Genomic DNA, 16228 nt, shown 5'->3' with positions numbered 1-16228 from the left:
TTGCATATTGCCACCAGCACGGTGGCTTTTTTGTATTTAGATGTAATCGGCATAAAGACTCTAATCGCGCTTTGGCTTAAGCGTATGCTTGTATATAATCCAGTTTCACTCTCATTTGTCTACAAGTGTTGACATGTGCACATTATATGTCTACACTTGTGGACATGGTAAGGTTTTCTTACCTAACTACGTTTACGTAGTTTGTTCTTTGAAAATGAGATCTATCAACCTTGTCTATGGAGGAAAGCTTATAAACTATCACTCTGATAAAGACGTAAACAAGGCAATTGTTTACGCCGTGGAAAAGGGTTGGCGCTTTGTAGAAAAGGGAAACGGCCATACGGTCGCATACCTATACTGCACAAGCGATTCGGACGGAAAGCATGAAGAAGTTAAATGTTACATCGCTATCTTCGGCAGCCCTAAGAACCCAACCAACCATGCTAAAAAAATCAGAAAGGCCGTTGACGGTCATTCTTGTTAATAAAGGTCGCCAGTGTGGCTGGCGACCTTGTTCAGAGAGATAGATAGTATACCTAAGACAATAATAGATTCTCGAACTCAAAGCATGGAGTTTATTATGAGAGAGTATGAATTTGCGCTAGTTGTATCTAGCGACACACAAGTATCAGGAGAGTTAATCTGTAAATATGCCGACATGCTATTCGAGGCCGGAGCCGAGGATTGCACCGTTTCTTCAAAAGGAAATGTTTTAGTTGTAGATTTTGACCGTGAAGCTGACTCATACGAGGAAGCGGTCGTAAGTGCTATTAAGCAAGTAAATTCAGTAGATGGACTAACCGTTAAAAGCGTCGATGCTGGCCAATTTGTAGGGCTATCCGATGCAGCGGAACTATCACAATTAACACGCTCAGCTTTATCTAAATTTAGCAAAGGCGAAAGAGGTGATGGCACATTCCCAACGCCTTACTTACGAGTGCAAGGTAAAGCTCCTTTATATGATTGGAGCGAAATTGCACAATGGCTTGAAAGCAAAGGCTTGGTTGAACAAGGCATTGCAGACAACGCCAAGATCACTGCACAACTTAACATGGCGTTAAAGCTAAAGAACGGCGAGCTAGAAAACGTTTCACGACTAGCCTCAATGCTTTAGCAGTAGAATAATAACTCCATAGACAAGTTAGATCTCAAGGTTGCCACCAGCACATCGCTGGTGGCTTTTTTGTATGAGCTACACAAAATAATTTATTCCACTTGTTCGGTCTAACCGAACTGCTCATTGGTTGTCCTGTTCGGAATTTACTCAATTTAGTTTCATTTCTCTATAGAAACGGGAGTTACCTAATGATTGTCTATAAAGTTGGACGTTACACATTTTCTGCTGACCTACGCCGATACTCCAAACAAGTCGGCCAAGAGGGCAACTACACACTAGGCTTTTGCACGGTCGAGTACCTACCTAAAGGCAACAGCCTTTACCATCCAGAGCCGAAGTTAATCGACAGCAACAAACCATATGACATTATTGAGTTTGACCCTAAAGCCAAGATCAACGGCAGCCTGGCAATTCAGTGCGAACCTGATAAGCACAACGCGACACAGCCGAGGAGCTAGGGCGCATGGTGGCGCAATCTGGCTGCGGCATGGAAAACCCTTTCGATCCTAACACAGTGGAATACGACCAGTTCTTTGACAGCTACGCAGCAACCAAGGAAGAAATGGCCAAGACGGCCAAGATAGCGAGAAATGGCGAAGTGCCGATCGCCTTGCTTTGATAAACAGTGCCGTCCATTAAGAATTGTTTCATATATAGCTCAAATTATTTGAAAGAGCATTGATAGGTAATATTAGCTTCTTGATTGACGGCAAGTAAATGCATAATATTTCGGACGGCAATTGCCAATAAAAATTCTAAATAACAAAGAGTAAGAATCGAATGTTTGTCATAAAACTTATCATAACATTATTCGTTATAACGCCAGTGGTGGCTTATTATTCATTTCAGGCTGGAGGTCATATCATCCCTAGTGATGGTGATTTCAATTATTGGGGAGCCATCATTACGTCAATCATCACCACGATTACAGTGATCTGGTATTTAGGGAAGTACGAGGATTCACGCCTTATAAAACGCGCTAATAGTTTAGGTGTTAATTCAGAATATGTATCGCTGTATGGTGATAATGGCCTAATAATCGATAACGCCAACAAAAAGATATTTGCTGGAACCAAAAAGAACGGAAAGGTCTTCAATTACGAGGACGTTTCTAGCATTGAACGAGAGGACGTTCCATTTGGTAGTACTAAAAAGTGCGTAATTCACATTAACACCCTAGACTTCGACACTCCAAGAGTGACCGTCGGATATGCTGATTTTAGTGGTCAGCGAGATCGAGCATTCTCCAAGCTAAGAGCGGCATTAAAGATTAGTTAATGCTAACCAAATAAAAAGACACCGCCCATCGTGGCGGTGTTTTTGTATCTACAATAATTGGCTATTCGAACTAAAAAATTCCCTTTTTGGGGAAAGAATGATTGACTATACGCATGCTGAGTACGACTAAGTAGATGCAGCAACCGTTTAGATTGAGGTGAATATGAACATTAAACCTATCAAAACTGAGGAAGATAACCGCGCTGCATTGGCGCGTATCTCTGAGATTTTCGATGCTGAACCAAATACGCCAGAGGGCGATGAATTGGAAGCGCTGGCAACGTTAGTCGAGGCGTTTGAAGAAGCTCATTATCCAATTGCTCCACCTGTTCCAATTGAAGCTATTAAGTTTCGCATGGAGCAGTAAGGCTATAGAAGATAGAGATCTTGTGCCGTTCCTTAGTCAGCGTAGTCGCGTTAATCCACACCCCCAACCATTACATCCTATAACATTGATTCAACAACTACTTTTACCCGCCAATTGCTGTTAATGTGTAGCTCAAACAACGCCACCAGCAAGGAAAACAACGTGAACGATAAGATTGATTTGGACAAGGTGCTCGACAAGCTAACCAATATGAGCCCTGACCGCTTAGAGAAAACCATGCAGAACTTCAACCTAGCCCAAGAAAGACAACGGGCAGCTCAAGAAGATAGAGAGGCCAAGGAATCAGGTATCGAGCGCATTACTCTGTTCTTTGCTGGTGGCCATAAGGCACTATTGGTAAAACCTAATCCATTAACAGGAACATTGCTGCTGAATCTATACGGAGCTGGCACAGTTACCGCGCCGCAGGATGTGAACGTAGAATTTGAGGTAACAGACCACTTTACTGAGCTGTTTCGTTTCTCGATGACGTTCAATGGATTTACCTATTGGCACGACCTTGTTGATGAGCAAATGGCGCAAGAATTGGCTGCGTTCCTTAACGTACCGCTACAAGTCCAATAGATAAAATGAAAACAGACCCAAAACACCAAGAAAATACCGCTCTGCTTGCGCTGGTGGCGATTTCTCACAGTGACGTGACCAATGGGCGCACTATGACCTCAAAAACGCTTAAATCGCGTCTGACAGCGCGCAGTAGAAATGAAAAAAGCGCCTAAAAAGGCGCTCTTTCAAACGGAAAAAACAAATCTGGTTTGGTCTTTATGTGAGATTATCCTGTTCACCGACTAGGGGAGTCACCTCCGACACTAACGCCCTCTCAAAGAGTTCCAGTTGCGTTAGCAAGCCAATTATCACAAAAGAGTCGTCTTGGTGCGACTCTTTTTAGTATTTATATGGCTTGTTGGTTTTACGATGATAGACGGTCACATCACCGTTCTTCGCTTCGTCTCGCGCCACCAGCGACTCGCGTACAAACTCATAAGGTAAATCTTGATTTTCTTCCATTATCTTCCCTATGTTCGCCCAATGCTCGATTTGTTCTGCCACGCTGCGGTTAGCTGCATTTGCAGTAGCCTGAGCCGAAGCAACCAATTGGCTATCTATATTTACAGTCGTCGTCACTTAAATTCGCCTCCATTCATCAAAGACACACCTATTATCTTGCGGTTTAACTGGTGCATCAATTCGTTAAACACAAATCCTCTGCGACACATCGCCGGAGCTGGTGGTCACTCGGCCACGAACGCTACCACACACCACATCGCCCGCACCTGTACGAACATCCCCGCCAACGTCTCCGCATTTCACGTTACCCGAGCCAATGTTAATTGACCTTGCCTCATTGCATTGGACATTATCCTAACCAGCATCAATATCGCCGACATCGCCGTTGATATGGATGTTGATACTAACGCTCTTAATATCCCGTTGTAGCTTGCAAAGTAGTTTACTTAGCTGAATTAGTCTGAATACAATCTCTCAGTTTTACTTCTCCGATGTGACCAGGCCTGACAGGTTGCCCTAGCCCCTAAACGTGTTGTAGGCAGCAGTAAGCCTTCATAAGAATAATTGTAGGCCTTTGGCACTAAAGCACTTAGAACGTAGTGCAACCTAACAACCAATTCGCACCCTAGTCTGGATTTGCGATCCAGTTGCTACAGCTGCGACACGGCATGAAATACGTTGTTGCCCAAACCTTCTTAGATCTTGTTTGTTTTTAGATAAAACTGCCTATTAGCGATCAAGTCGGCGACTGCTGTCACTAAATTACGAAACAGGCTGTTTCGATAAATGATCAACAAACTGTTGGATAAATTCCTCAGCCCAGTCTTGTAATAGACTATTGCAAAAAATCAGTTTGAAGCTCTTTTGCCTATAAGTGCTTTGAAGTACTAACGTGAGTAACCGTACATCTTATCAAAACCTGGAATATTTTTTTCCCAGACCGGCGGACCTTCATTGCCAATATGTTTGATTACTTCATCGAGAAAAAGTCGAGTTCGTTGAGGAAGATTCCGATGTGGGTAGACGGCTGAAAGATCTTGAAAATCAGGCAGCGAAACTTGGGGCATAATAGGCATTAAGCAACCGCTTGTAATTTCATCCCGGAGCAAAAAAGCAGGAACCAAAGCATATCCACGACCATCGATGGCGTGCTGCAGCAAAAGCTCTATATCACTGGTGTAGTATGTGATGTTCATTGGTAACTGCTGCACTTCTTGTGAAGCATCTAAGTACTTCATGTACGTCTGCCGATAACTGTCCACCACATATCCCCCAGCAGGTAATAGACTTAGCTCTTCTAATGATTGAGGTATTCCGTAGCGAGTAAGGTAACTGGGTGAGGCCACCAGCAATTGACGGGTACGGGCAATGGAGCGCCTGATCAAGGTTGAATCCTTTAACTTACCAGCACGAAAAGCAATATCAAAGCCCTCTCCCACGATATCAACCATACGATTCTCAGCACGCAACTCGATGAGGATCTCAGGATATTTTTGCTGAAACGACAATATAACTGGATTTAAAATGTGCCGTGCTATTGCCGATGTAGTAGCAACCTTGAGCACGCCTTTTGGCCGCGAATGGAAACTCTTTGCTGCCTCAACCGTTTCGGTCAATGTTTCTCTCAATAGTTGCGCCCGATTAACGACTTCAGTACCAGCATCAGTCAAGGCAAAATTGCGGGTAGTTCGGTTGAGCAGCCGTACTCCCAATTCCCGCTCCAGCTTTGCAATCTGTTTTGAAACCACGGAACGGTCAATCTCTCGCAACTCAGCGGCCTTGGCATAAGACCCCCGTTCCACCACATCAAGCAATAATAGTAATCGGCTGGTCAGATCCATTTTTTACTCTTTAGCAAATAGCATATCTATCAATAATAATTTGGTGCCATTGTAGCACAGAACAAGTATCCCCACCTTGGGAAACACAGATAAATCAGCATAGTTACTGCTTAGTTCAACATTCAAACCTGCTCTATTGCCAATTGATGCCATTTTGGCATTAATCAAATGCCATCTTGGGGGCTGTTGTTTATGGTTCCCTGCTACCATAATTAACCTCATTAAAAGATATTGCTATAAAAAACATGATGAGTAGTGCGCAGATTTTGATGTCACTCGAACGTGAGTAATATCATCACACCATGATAAAGGATCTGAGTTGGATGAATGATTTCCATGGCAAGGAAGCGTTGATGTTCTAGCCATAGGGCGCATGGGGAAATCACTATAACTGATGCTGCTGACAACAAGGAGTACGGAAAGAATGTCTCGGTGTGGGTCAAAGAAGGCGGATATTGGAAGGTCGCTGAAAAGAGCCGTAATTCTAACCAACAGCAAGACAACTCGAGCATGATTTTCGAGCACAAGTATTTGGTTAATGGAGCGCAAGGGGAGATGCCTTTGACCTAATTCTGCGAAGTATTGAAGAAGGTCAGGCAATCTGATCCCGGGTCGAAGATATCACGAAGATATAAAACAGTAAGCGCATGGGCCCCCAGAATTATAGCCCGCATGCATATTTACTTTATCAATTTTCAGAAATTAAAGGGCTTACACACGTCATAAGTAGGAAAGTTACAATGAAAATTAAAAACTTACTCGAGAATAATCAAACGCTTATTGAATGCACAGTATGGGATGCTACTAGTGCAAAGCAAGCTGAAAGACTTGGCTTTCAAGTTGCCACAACACTAAGTAGTGTGTTCGCTGACATGTTTGGTTATGAAGATGGAAAGCAACTGTCGTTTTCTGAAGTTAAGTTTATGCTTGAACGCATTTCCAAGAATACTTCTCTTCCTTTATCTGTTGACCTTGAATATGGCTACAGTGAGGATCCTTTGATTGTTGCTGAAAATATTAAAGATCTCCATAGATTGGGTGTGGTTAGCGTTAATTTAGAAGACAGCCGCTTAATCGGGAAGCCTCATCTGATTGACCCAGAAGTAAATGCGGAGAAGATAGCGATAATTAAACAAAAATTGGCATTAAGTGATATTGAAGTCTTCATCAATGCCAGAATTGATACATATTATCTAAAATTTTATGGGGTGGAGCATCCGAACCCTCTTGAAGAGACCTTGAATAGAGTTGCGCTTTATCAGCAAGCTGGTGCTGATGGCATATTTGTACCAGGTGCCTCTGAAGATTTACCCCAAATAATCAACGCTACAAATTTACCTGTTACGGTTGTTGTGGATCCAGAAAATATCGAAAAATATAAGAAGCTTGGCGTTAAACGGATCTGTTTATCCAATGACCTATATGTAGACGCAATGAAACATCTCGAAAAAAGATTGTCTGGTTGTACAAATACTCGCATCTAGTAGCACTCGCAGTACTACCTAATGAATCCTTGCTTGTGAATTAGAAAGCAAGGATTCATCTTGGTGAAACACTTCCATAAATTCAATGTTAATAAGTTGGAGCATATTCTTATGGCAGAACTTAAGGTTACATCTTGGAATCCTTTTACTGGTTGTAGAAAAATCTCACCAGCATGCGACAACTGTTATGCGGAGGGTTTAGCCCTGAAACTAAATAGCTGGCATACTCCGGGTTATGAGAATAAGTTTCGTTTTACAGTACATCAGAGTAGATTAGACAACGCACCACCGCTGAAACGCAAAAAACCTACACTCTATTTTATTAACAATATGAGTGACACATTTTACGAAGGGGTGGATGAGCAGGCTATTGACCAAATATTGTCTGTAATAACTCAATGTCCCCAGCATAATTTCTATGTGCTGACAAAGCGTAGTGATCGAATGAGAGCGTATTTTTCTGACAAAAGTGTTCCTGATAACTTATGGCTTGGAGTTACAGTTGAAAATCGTAAGCATGGCCTACAGCGTTTGAAAGACCTCCAAGCAATTGTTGCGAAAAATAAACATATCTGTTGTGAACCTCTACTTGAAGATCTCGGTGATGTAGATCTGACCGATATCAGTTTGGTTGTCGGAGGGGGTGAGAGTGGTAAAAACGCAAGAAAAACGGATATAAAGTGGGTGGAATCCTTATTTAGACAGTGTGAAAAGTATAATTCTCATTTTTACTGGAAATCATGGGGAGCATACGATCAAGATGGCGTTCGTAGAGGGAATGGCAAAAGTGGCTGCCTTATTAATGGAAAAGAATACAAGTCGTTTCCGTCCAACATTATGCCAGTTGAACAAGGCGCGGCTCTTTCTTTATTCTAGGTTGATGCATCGAATCATAAAGTCTTATTGAGGGCCGGGTAACATTGGGTGTCAGGTACTCCTACCTCTAGCACCTTACGAATTACCCCCTCTATCTGACTATCACAATAGGTTTTTCGTTTTTGTGCTCTTTATTAGCCATAAACTGAACCAGTGATGGCTTTGCACCAACCCACAGGTAAAGTTGGTAGATGCTCGGAGCATGTCTGCGAAGAGAACCTTCTAATGCCGGAAGGTGGCGAATCATTTACCGAACATGGCGTAGATGTCAGTGTCACCAATGCTAACCACTTCTTTGCCAATAGAAACTCTCTTAGGTGATTACTCAAATATTCGCATCCACTTTGAGCACTCCTGTTGAAGAGCAACAAAGTCTGTAATGACATGGATACAGGTCACTCCTTAACCTAAGGGTCACTAAGATTGAAACACCATTAAGTATTTGGGTATCGAGCTAGAAGACGCTCTTCGGGCTATTGGAATAAATTGAAAGCTGCCAGATTAGATTTTGTAATAATAATTAAAATAAGTCCGAATACTCTAGCTCGTTTATTTCCAGAGGCGTGTCAGCGAGATCGCAGCTAGCACGTTTATGCCCCATTATCATTTAGATTAGATGCACATACATATCCTGTTAATCTTCATTTGCCATATAAATAGTTATCTATATGGGCGTGCAATTAACAAGGAGAAAGAATTATACCACTTATTGGCACTACCTATTGGTTAAAATTGAAGCTGATGATTCTGCCGTGTATGAGCAAGATCAAGATAAGTAATTCTAAATTTTGATTTTTGTACGCATAAGCCTGAATATAGGTTGGAGAATTTAAATATTACAATCAATGGGTAGCACTTAATGACAGATCTGAATCAACTAATTTCATCAGCAGTCGAGGCATCAGGCGCCGACGCATCAATAAACTCTAAATTGACTGAAATTTTGAAGAAAGAGTTAAATGAATACGTAAACATTGAGCTTTTAAAGACAAAGCTTGAAGTTTTATACAACTTCGAGAAAAACTACCTAGAGTTGGTTAAGGAATACAAAGAAGAAATTAAGTTTGCCAATACATTACAAGAAGATTTACGTAAAGAACGTTCAAAATTCTTCTCAGAAACGCTAAAAGAAGTTTCGGGAACACTTAGCGAGTCTCAGGTTGATGGAGAGGTTGCTTCAAAATGGTTGACAGAGCTTGTTGATAGTTACACCAAGAGTTTAGATTTAAGCAGTAGCCTGATTGAAGAGCATACACTTGATACTATTGGTAAAATCCGTTTAGAAGCAAAGTTAAACAAACCAACCATTACTGTTAGTGATAGCTAATAAATGAGAAATAATACTCAAATAAGGCATTTAGTAGGTGCCCTTCATTTGGTAAAACAGCATAAAGCTTTAGCCAATGATTTACACCATAATGCTATAGAAGCCTTAATGAGAGCATTACATCTAATAATGCAACAAAAAGCGGCAGAGACAAAGATAGCTCCTAGAGCAATGAAAGAGCTATTAAAAGCTTTAAGAGAGGCAAGGGAAGACCTTGTTTCTCGTAGTCTCAGTGAAGATCCTCGACTTTTTTCTTCTTTCTTCCAATATGAGAACAATGAAAATCTCTTATCACTATCTTTTGAAAGAGAATACTCCATCTTCATCAATAGTAATCTTGAGAAATTTTCTAATCATATCACTGATTTTGAAGACACCGACACACAGAAGAAATTGAAACAAATCACCGAAGAATTTGTGAGCTTTAAGCAATCTAAAAGTAGTTCCTGCATAGACACGTTCTTCCTTGATGATAAGGTTAAGCAGATTGAAAAAATCTTCTCAATCTTTAATAAAGACAAGGATCGAATCGAAAAAATTAGTTACATGAGAAGTAAAGATAAAGTTCTCTTTGAAAGAGAATTTAATCGACTGTTAGGAGAAAAAAATGAGTTGGGCTAGTAAGGTAGGTAGTGCTCTGCTTGATTGTATCAGCAAGCCTGTCGACATTTTATGTGATTGGGCCTCTGAACCATTAAAGGCTAGATCTCACGAAAGAAGTGAATCAGCAAAGGATTTAGCTCATCAGCGTAATATGGATACGTTAACAGCTCAATCAAGGTCAGAACACGAATTTAGGTCAAAAGAAAAAGAACTTGCTCACAAACTAAGTTCTGAAGAAAAAAAACTTGATGTAGAGCTTGAGGTTCGTAGAGTTCGTGATATTGAAATGGCCATGGCTGAAATTAAAGAGTGGCAAAAAGATAAAGAGCTTGACCGTATGGAGCGAACTAGCGCCGCGATAGCTCTATACCATAAAGAATTAACCAAGTTAAACGTAGAAACCATCAATGCTATAGGTCATATGCAACTAGAACTTAAAGAGCGTGCTCAGCAGTTTGTATATGAAAAAGCCATTCAGTATAAGGAGCTTCAAGACACTGCATTTGAGGATGCAGTTAATGACTTTCTCAGAATAGAAGAAAAGTTTGGTGATAATGAAAGGGCAAAAGATATTCTATTCAAGGCTGCTGACACTAAGATGAGTAACATTATTTCTACATCGACTCGTTTTATAGAAGAGTTGAACAGAGACATTGTTGATCTTAATAAAAGTATTGATAGGCTTACTAACCAAGGTCAGAAATTCATTCAAAATCACTTAGAGCATTTTCACGTGATAGATGCAAGATCACCTCTAGCGCTTACAGATACAAATGGTGAAAAGTTAATACTATCTCCAAAGGATATTAACTAATGTAACTTAATCATAATCAAATCAAAGCCTTAAGTGGGGGCATTCTTTGAAAATGAATGTCATCCACTTAATTTTGTCACTTTCATCAGTAAGCCAGCTACTATAGAAAGTTTGTGCAATTATAACCTTATCTAATCCGACTTTTGCTAAATTAGTAAGTTTATTGACACAGTTTTGTCCATAACCTTCACAGTTGGTACTTCGTAGCACAGAAGTGCCTCAAAATCGTTCAGAGCTAATACTCTACACATTTAGGGGGCGTGCGTTTACCCTACTAAAAGTTATTCGATGGAGTTGATAATTGTTCATTCTCGTCATTAGGAGACATCTTGCAGTCTAACTTCCCTTCATGTGGTATAAGTTATCGATTATCAGTTGAGTTAATATGAAAGAGACTGCACTATCGAAGGATGAAAGACCACTATGTGTCGCCTAATAAGCGTTATGGCGCAGGGATAGAATCAGCTAAGGGAACTATATGAGCGAGAAAGTAAAAGTAGCCTTGAACTGGCTCAAAGGTCTTTTGGAATCGGAGAATATCGAGTATCAAATAGTCGGTGGGTTGGCGGCAACGATTCATGGTGGCAGTCGTGAAGTCGCAGACATCGACCTCTATATCCACAATTTAGATGCAAAAAAAGTATTAGCTCACGTTCCACAGTATGTTTCTAAGCCACTTACTCGTTACTCGGAATATGGCTGGGACTTAGAGTATTTTCAGTTAATCTATCGAAATCAAAAAATTGAAATAGGTTTGGCTCAACATACCAAGATCCAATCTTCACTGGATGGTTCGTGGCACCAACTTGAAATCGACTTCTCAAAGTCAGTTGTCAAAAGCTATCAAGGTATTGAATTACAGGTCATTCCGGTTCATCAGTTGGTAGAATATAAGCGAATATTGGGTAGGGAAGTAGACCTCATAGACGTTCAGCAGTTAGCTTCAAGTTCAGCGCCATAACAAAGCATTTAAGGGTGATTCTCAACGCTTGGCATTTTTCATTCCATCGTTGAATTCAGTGTTTACGGTGGTATGGTTAGGTTCAGTGGTCGCGTTGTTCACACCTTAATGCGGCGTTATAACACAGTATCAAGTTCTTGCTCATAACTATTAGTTGAACTATTATTTGTACGTTATTTTGTACTAATTGAGGTTTAACATGAGTCGTATTCATTTCGATCAAGATATTCAGCCGCTATCTGAGTTTCGTGCCGGTGTAGCTTCTTACATCAAACAAATCAATGAGACTCGTCGTCCGTTGGTAATTACACAACGCGGGAAAGGCGTTGCTGTTGTTCTTGATGTTGCGGAGTACGAAGCAATGCAAGAGAAAATAGAGTTACTAGAAGAAATGCGCACAGCAGAAGCTCAATTAGCTTCAGGTCATGGTGTTTCAAATGAGGATGCGCGCGCTCAGGTGTTAGGGCGCATTAAGAAATGAAAGTAGTTTGGTCTCCTTTAGCTCTTCAAAAGCTTGGTGATGCGGCTGAGTTTATTTCGTTAGACAATCCGTCTGCTGCTGAAAAGTGGGTAAATGAGGTTTTCGATAAAACTGAGTTACTCAGCAGCATGCCTGAAATGGGGCGCTTTGTTCCTGAAATGCCCCACACAAACTATCGTGAAATCATTTTCGGTCACTATCGTATTATTTACATTTTAAGCCACGAAATTCGTGTGTTAACAGTTCGTAATTGTCGTCAGATTTTGACGGAAGATGATGTGTAAAACTGTGTTATAACAAACAGTTCAAGAGGGATTCAGCACGCGTGGCATTTTTGGTATGCGTTGGTTTCGGTGTTGAAGTGCAATGCAGCGGCTTAGTCATTGCGTGCTTCACCCCTTAACTGGGCGTTATACGCTTATCAGGACAATCAACAAGGAGCAAGGAAATGAACCAGCATGAAAAACTTAGTTATGTTGAGTTTGGCGCAAAAGACTTAGAGTCGACAAAATCAATCTTCTCTTCAGTTTTCGGTTGGGAGTTTGTTGACTACGGACCTGAATATACAGCTTTTTCAAATCAGGGATTAGACGGTGGTTTCTTCAAATCTGATTGCTGCAACCAAACTAATACGGGTGGAGCACTTTTAGTATTCTACAGCTCTGACATTGAAGGTACTCTAAAGAAAGTCGCTCAAAGTGGTGGTGAAATCATTCGCCCTATATTCGAATTTCCTGGCGGTTGCCGTTTTCATTTTCTAGAACCAAGTGGTAATGAGTTCGCAGTTTGGTCGGAAGCCCGCGTATAACAAAGCATTTAAGAGGGATTCTCAACGCTTGGCAGTTTTGGTTTGAATCAGATTTAGTGCTTACGGCGCAATAACTTAGGTTGGGTGGTGGCGTTGTTCACCCCTTAATGCGGTGTTAGGCTAAGAATACAGAGTAGCCCTAAACAAGGGCTACTCTTAGCAAAGGTTATGCAGCTGTAGAGTGTCCGCATTCAGGACAGAATTTCATCGTAGTATCAGTCAAAACTGCTTCGCAGTTGTTGCAGCAAAGAGAGTTCAACTTCTTTCTAAGCATTGCTACATGAATGACACAAGGAATAGTTACTTTATATGCCGGCCCTGCTATGTCAATTGCTGCCCAAATACCAGAAATAGCCCATCCTACAGGTCCAGCGAGTACTGAAGCTACCCGTACAAGCCCAGCGTTCGTTGCTAGCATTAACCCCCTACCTAAAATCGCTTTTGCGATTTGATTTGCTATGATGAGAGTTAGTTGATAAGAGTAGAAGCCTCCGGCCCTAAAAATGCCGATGAATGTTGCTGTTGCTATTCCTCCTTTACTAAAGCCCCCTTTGCCGCCCATTTCTTTAAGTAGTTCCTCTTTTTCTGTGTCAGACATTTCAGACAGAGCTCTTTCGAGAATTGTTTCAAGAATAGAGTTTTCTATTTCTTCTACAGTTTTATTCTTGTTGTATGGAGCCTTAATTTTACTCGCGACATCACAAACAATTTCATGATACTCAGGTCCGGCTCCTCTCCATACGTTAGCAAAGGAGTTGCCGCCCATATCGCGAATTTCTTTTGCAATTAAGTCAGCATATTTAGTGTGATCAGGAGAATGCTTTTTGTATGCTTCATGATGAGTGAGATCCTCTGAGATCTTAGTTTTTAGGTAGTCAACTAATGTCGCTAAATCGTCACTGTCAGCTATTTCTAATATAGGGTTTAGGTCTTTATCAAAGATAGATGTATTGTTCATTTTTCTAAGCCTTTTAAATATATCGAAACAATCTTATTAATATACTTTCGATTTACTAGTTCTTCTGTTGGAAATACTGTCTCTGAAGTCTTCACAATTAACTCGATTACTTCTTTAGGTAACTTTCCTTGCGTAGCAAGTTCTTTTACTGCTAGCGCTACTCTAATTCTTTCGTCGAACTCTCCTTCTGCACCTCTTACTAGGAGTTGTTTTTGGGATTCCATTTTTAGTTTTGCTCGACGCTTTCTTTGTCTTTCCGCATCTGTCATAGCCATAGGCATCTTCCTTTCACCTTCGTGACAGTCACGAATATATTCCCGAGCATTCACTGTGTCAATGTTTATTTCAATGAATTGCATATTGGTGGTACATTAGCCTAACAAACTGTTTAAGAGTGATTCGCAACGCGTGGCATTTTTATTATGCGTTAGGTTTATTGGTTAAGGCGGTATGCGGTGGCTTCGGTATTGCGTTGCTCACACCTTAACAGGGCGTTATACGCTTATTGACCAAGGAGGGTCATGAAATGAAATTAGCACAGTTAAATATTGCGCTTGCCAAATATCCTTTGGATGCGCCTGAAATTAAAGAATTTGTAGACAATTTAGACCTGGTTAATGGCATAGCTGAAGAAAGTGAAGGTTTTATCTGGCGTTTAAAAGACGACTCTGGTGATGCTACAAGCATTAAGTTGTTTGATGATCCAAACATGATTGTAAATATGTCAGTTTGGGAAAATATTGACTCACTTAAAAATTTTATGTTTCGCACTGGCCATAGAGATTTCATGCGCCGCAAAAGCGAATGGTTTCATCGATTGGCAGAAGATACTTATGTTTTATGGTGGGTTGAAGACGGCCATATACCAACGCCACAAGAAGCGTTGTCCCGCCTTCAACATTTGCGAGACCATGGAGATACGCCATTTGCTTTCACATTTAAAACGAACTTTACTGAAACAGATCTTGTGTGAACTACGCGTATAACAAACTGTTTAAGAGTGATTCGCAACGCGTGTCATTTTTACGATGCGTTGTGTTTAGTGATTAAGGTGGTATGCGGTAGCTTCAGTATTACGTTGCTCACACCTTAACAGGGCGTTATACAACATTCAGAATGAGGAGTACCAATCTTATGGCGAAGCCAGGGGATGATCTTGAAAAAATAGTGGAGTTAATAGAAAGATCTATTTCTCCATCTTCAGTTATTCGTCAGAATGTGTTGTTGCCAGTGTTGAATTCGCCAACAGGAAGAACTAGGCAATGTGACGTTGTCATTGAGAGTGGCCCTGAATTTCGTTGTAACGTAACAATAGTTGAGGTTCAAGACCGTAAGTCGCAAGTTAATATTGCTACCTTTAACGATTGGTTAACGAAGTTAGATGATGTCGGCGCTAACAGCTTAATTTGTATTTCGCGGAAAGAATTCCCAGAAAGTGTAAAGGAAGTAGCAAGGTTTCAAGGTAATAGGGTTCTTCTGGTTAACCTAAAAGAAGAAACTCCAGAAACACTTCCACTGAACTTTTTGTCCTTTTATGTGGCATATGAAAACGTCAGTATTACCGGTATAGATGCTTTGAGTTGTTGCGTCGAGAAGGGCAGTGCTGATTTAGCATTACTAGACTCTCAAATCATGCACTCAAATGAAAAAATATGGTCTACAGACAAAGTCTCAAACATGTCTATAGTCGAATTACTATCTCCTTTAATCAAGGAGTTACATTATGACGCAAAAGGAATAGTAAAAGACGTGGCTTCTTTTACGTTTCAAAACGACAGACGCTTGGTTCTATATTGCAACATGAATGGCGAATATATCCGGGTTGGTTTAAATGTGGTTGTTCAATATGCTTACGATAATCACCTTCTTCCCATGACGGTATCTAGCTATGAACAGATTGATCACGGAGTATTGGCTTGGGTTTTCGAAATAGATCATGAAACAAGCCATGGCAAAATAAAAACTAAAGTCCCTGTAATTAAGCATGGTGACAATGCGTATGAAATGCTGGATGTTATCAACTCTACTGATTTCAACTCTCAGGTGACAATAAGAAGTCTAGAGCAAAAACCTGTTGTATAACAAAGCATTTAAGAGTGATTCGCAACGCTTGGCGCTTTCGCTTCGCTCAAGTATAGCCAAGCGCCGCTCACACCTTAATGCGGCGTTAGGTGTCAGCAGAGCATACTCTTCTAACTAAATATCACAATAGAGTCTTGAAAAACTCATTGCCTATTCCAATATAACTGGTTAGTAAACTAAATTTCACTTTTAGGGCAAGCTC

23 protein-coding genes are annotated in these 16228 nt (G+C 40.8%); 18 read left to right on the top strand and 5 right to left on the bottom strand.

Annotated features, from left to right (window positions below; translation table 11 throughout):
- Nucleotides 1-580 precede the first annotated feature (580 nt).
- From R7E42_RS06415 to R7E42_RS06385, 7 genes are all read left to right on the top strand, one after another.
- Nucleotides 581-1114, top strand: a complete 534-nt coding sequence (locus R7E42_RS06415; RefSeq protein ID WP_318072459.1) for a hypothetical protein — start codon at nt 581-583, stop codon at nt 1112-1114.
- Between the two features lie 191 nt (nt 1115-1305).
- Complete coding sequence (locus R7E42_RS06410; RefSeq protein WP_318072458.1) at nt 1306-1575, top strand: hypothetical protein; 270 nt, start codon at nt 1306-1308, stop codon at nt 1573-1575.
- Nucleotides 1576-1580: 5 nt separating this feature from the next.
- On the top strand, nt 1581-1736 hold the full coding sequence (locus R7E42_RS06405) for a hypothetical protein (RefSeq protein ID WP_318072457.1): 156 nt from the start codon (nt 1581-1583) through the stop codon (nt 1734-1736).
- A gap of 161 nt (nt 1737-1897) precedes the next feature.
- The gene (locus R7E42_RS06400; protein WP_318072456.1) at nt 1898-2395 is read left to right on the top strand and encodes a hypothetical protein; all 498 of its coding nucleotides are present in this window, start codon (nt 1898-1900) and stop codon (nt 2393-2395) included.
- Between the two features lie 163 nt (nt 2396-2558).
- Nucleotides 2559-2762, top strand: coding sequence for a hypothetical protein (locus R7E42_RS06395; protein ID WP_318072455.1), 204 nt, complete (start codon nt 2559-2561; stop codon nt 2760-2762).
- 162 nt (nt 2763-2924) lie between these two features.
- The gene (locus R7E42_RS06390; RefSeq protein ID WP_318072454.1) at nt 2925-3347 is read left to right on the top strand and encodes a hypothetical protein; all 423 of its coding nucleotides are present in this window, start codon (nt 2925-2927) and stop codon (nt 3345-3347) included.
- 5 nt (nt 3348-3352) lie between these two features.
- Nucleotides 3353-3502, top strand: coding sequence for a hypothetical protein (locus tag R7E42_RS06385; RefSeq protein WP_318072453.1), 150 nt, complete (start codon nt 3353-3355; stop codon nt 3500-3502).
- 166 nt (nt 3503-3668) lie between these two features.
- Here R7E42_RS06385 and R7E42_RS06380 read toward each other — a convergent pair whose 3' ends face one another.
- From R7E42_RS06380 to R7E42_RS06370, 3 genes are all read right to left on the bottom strand, one after another.
- The gene (locus tag R7E42_RS06380; protein ID WP_318072452.1) at nt 3669-3908 is read right to left on the bottom strand and encodes a TA system antitoxin ParD family protein; all 240 of its coding nucleotides are present in this window, start codon (nt 3906-3908) and stop codon (nt 3669-3671) included.
- Between the two features lie 770 nt (nt 3909-4678).
- Nucleotides 4679-5632, bottom strand: coding sequence for a LysR family transcriptional regulator (locus R7E42_RS06375; protein WP_318072451.1), 954 nt, complete (start codon nt 5630-5632; stop codon nt 4679-4681).
- A 3-nt stretch (nt 5633-5635) separates the two neighbouring features.
- Nucleotides 5636-5842: a hypothetical protein gene (locus R7E42_RS06370; protein WP_318072450.1), complete on the bottom strand. Its 207-nt coding sequence runs from the start codon at nt 5840-5842 to the stop codon at nt 5636-5638.
- 530 nt (nt 5843-6372) lie between these two features.
- Between R7E42_RS06370 and R7E42_RS06365 the strand changes: the two genes are divergently transcribed.
- From R7E42_RS06365 to R7E42_RS06320, 9 genes are all read left to right on the top strand, one after another.
- Nucleotides 6373-7116, top strand: a complete 744-nt coding sequence (locus R7E42_RS06365) for an isocitrate lyase/phosphoenolpyruvate mutase family protein (protein WP_318072449.1) — start codon at nt 6373-6375, stop codon at nt 7114-7116.
- A gap of 111 nt (nt 7117-7227) precedes the next feature.
- On the top strand, nt 7228-7992 hold the full coding sequence (locus R7E42_RS06360) for a phage Gp37/Gp68 family protein (RefSeq protein ID WP_318072448.1): 765 nt from the start codon (nt 7228-7230) through the stop codon (nt 7990-7992).
- Between the two features lie 859 nt (nt 7993-8851).
- Nucleotides 8852-9319 carry a nickel transporter gene (locus R7E42_RS06355; RefSeq protein ID WP_318072447.1) on the top strand — a complete coding sequence of 156 codons (468 nt, stop codon included), beginning with the start codon at nt 8852-8854 and terminating at the stop codon, nt 9317-9319.
- Nucleotides 9320-9322: 3 nt separating this feature from the next.
- A complete protein-coding gene (locus R7E42_RS06350; RefSeq protein WP_318072446.1) occupies nt 9323-9940 on the top strand; it encodes a hypothetical protein in 618 nt (205 codons plus the stop codon).
- Complete coding sequence (locus R7E42_RS06345; protein WP_318072445.1) at nt 9927-10736, top strand: hypothetical protein; 810 nt, start codon at nt 9927-9929, stop codon at nt 10734-10736. Before R7E42_RS06350 ends, R7E42_RS06345 begins: the two co-directional genes overlap by 14 nt.
- 478 nt (nt 10737-11214) lie before the next feature.
- Complete coding sequence (locus R7E42_RS06340; protein ID WP_151514943.1) at nt 11215-11697, top strand: MazG-related protein; 483 nt, start codon at nt 11215-11217, stop codon at nt 11695-11697.
- Between the two features lie 199 nt (nt 11698-11896).
- Nucleotides 11897-12178: a type II toxin-antitoxin system Phd/YefM family antitoxin gene (locus R7E42_RS06335; RefSeq protein WP_213973423.1), complete on the top strand. Its 282-nt coding sequence runs from the start codon at nt 11897-11899 to the stop codon at nt 12176-12178.
- On the top strand, nt 12175-12462 hold the full coding sequence (locus R7E42_RS06330; RefSeq protein ID WP_213973422.1) for a type II toxin-antitoxin system RelE/ParE family toxin: 288 nt from the start codon (nt 12175-12177) through the stop codon (nt 12460-12462). Before R7E42_RS06335 ends, R7E42_RS06330 begins: the two co-directional genes overlap by 4 nt.
- A gap of 164 nt (nt 12463-12626) precedes the next feature.
- A complete protein-coding gene (locus R7E42_RS06320) occupies nt 12627-12986 on the top strand; it encodes a VOC family protein (protein WP_318072444.1) in 360 nt (119 codons plus the stop codon).
- A 166-nt stretch (nt 12987-13152) separates the two neighbouring features.
- On the opposite strand, the gene R7E42_RS06315 is transcribed toward R7E42_RS06320, so the two are convergent.
- On the bottom strand, nt 13153-13944 hold the full coding sequence (locus R7E42_RS06315; RefSeq protein WP_079765431.1) for a ubiquinol-cytochrome C chaperone family protein: 792 nt from the start codon (nt 13942-13944) through the stop codon (nt 13153-13155).
- Nucleotides 13941-14219, bottom strand: a complete 279-nt coding sequence (locus R7E42_RS06310) for a hypothetical protein (protein ID WP_139046889.1) — start codon at nt 14217-14219, stop codon at nt 13941-13943. The genes R7E42_RS06315 and R7E42_RS06310 overlap by 4 nt, the downstream gene beginning before the upstream one ends.
- A 251-nt stretch (nt 14220-14470) precedes the next feature.
- Between R7E42_RS06310 and R7E42_RS06305 the strand changes: the two genes are divergently transcribed.
- A complete protein-coding gene (locus R7E42_RS06305) occupies nt 14471-14917 on the top strand; it encodes a DUF3291 domain-containing protein (RefSeq protein ID WP_140055930.1) in 447 nt (148 codons plus the stop codon).
- A gap of 161 nt (nt 14918-15078) precedes the next feature.
- Nucleotides 15079-16026 (top strand): hypothetical protein, encoded by a 948-nt coding sequence (locus R7E42_RS06300; RefSeq protein ID WP_021485044.1) that lies wholly within the window; start codon nt 15079-15081, stop codon nt 16024-16026.
- The last annotated feature ends 202 nt before the right edge of the window (nt 16027-16228 follow it).

This window comes from Vibrio sp. Vb1337, from assembly GCF_033338715.1.
GTDB lineage: Bacteria > Pseudomonadota > Gammaproteobacteria > Enterobacterales > Vibrionaceae > Vibrio > Vibrio alginolyticus.
The sequence above is the reverse complement of the archived record's forward strand: the minus strand, read 5'-3'. Positions and strand labels throughout refer to the sequence as shown.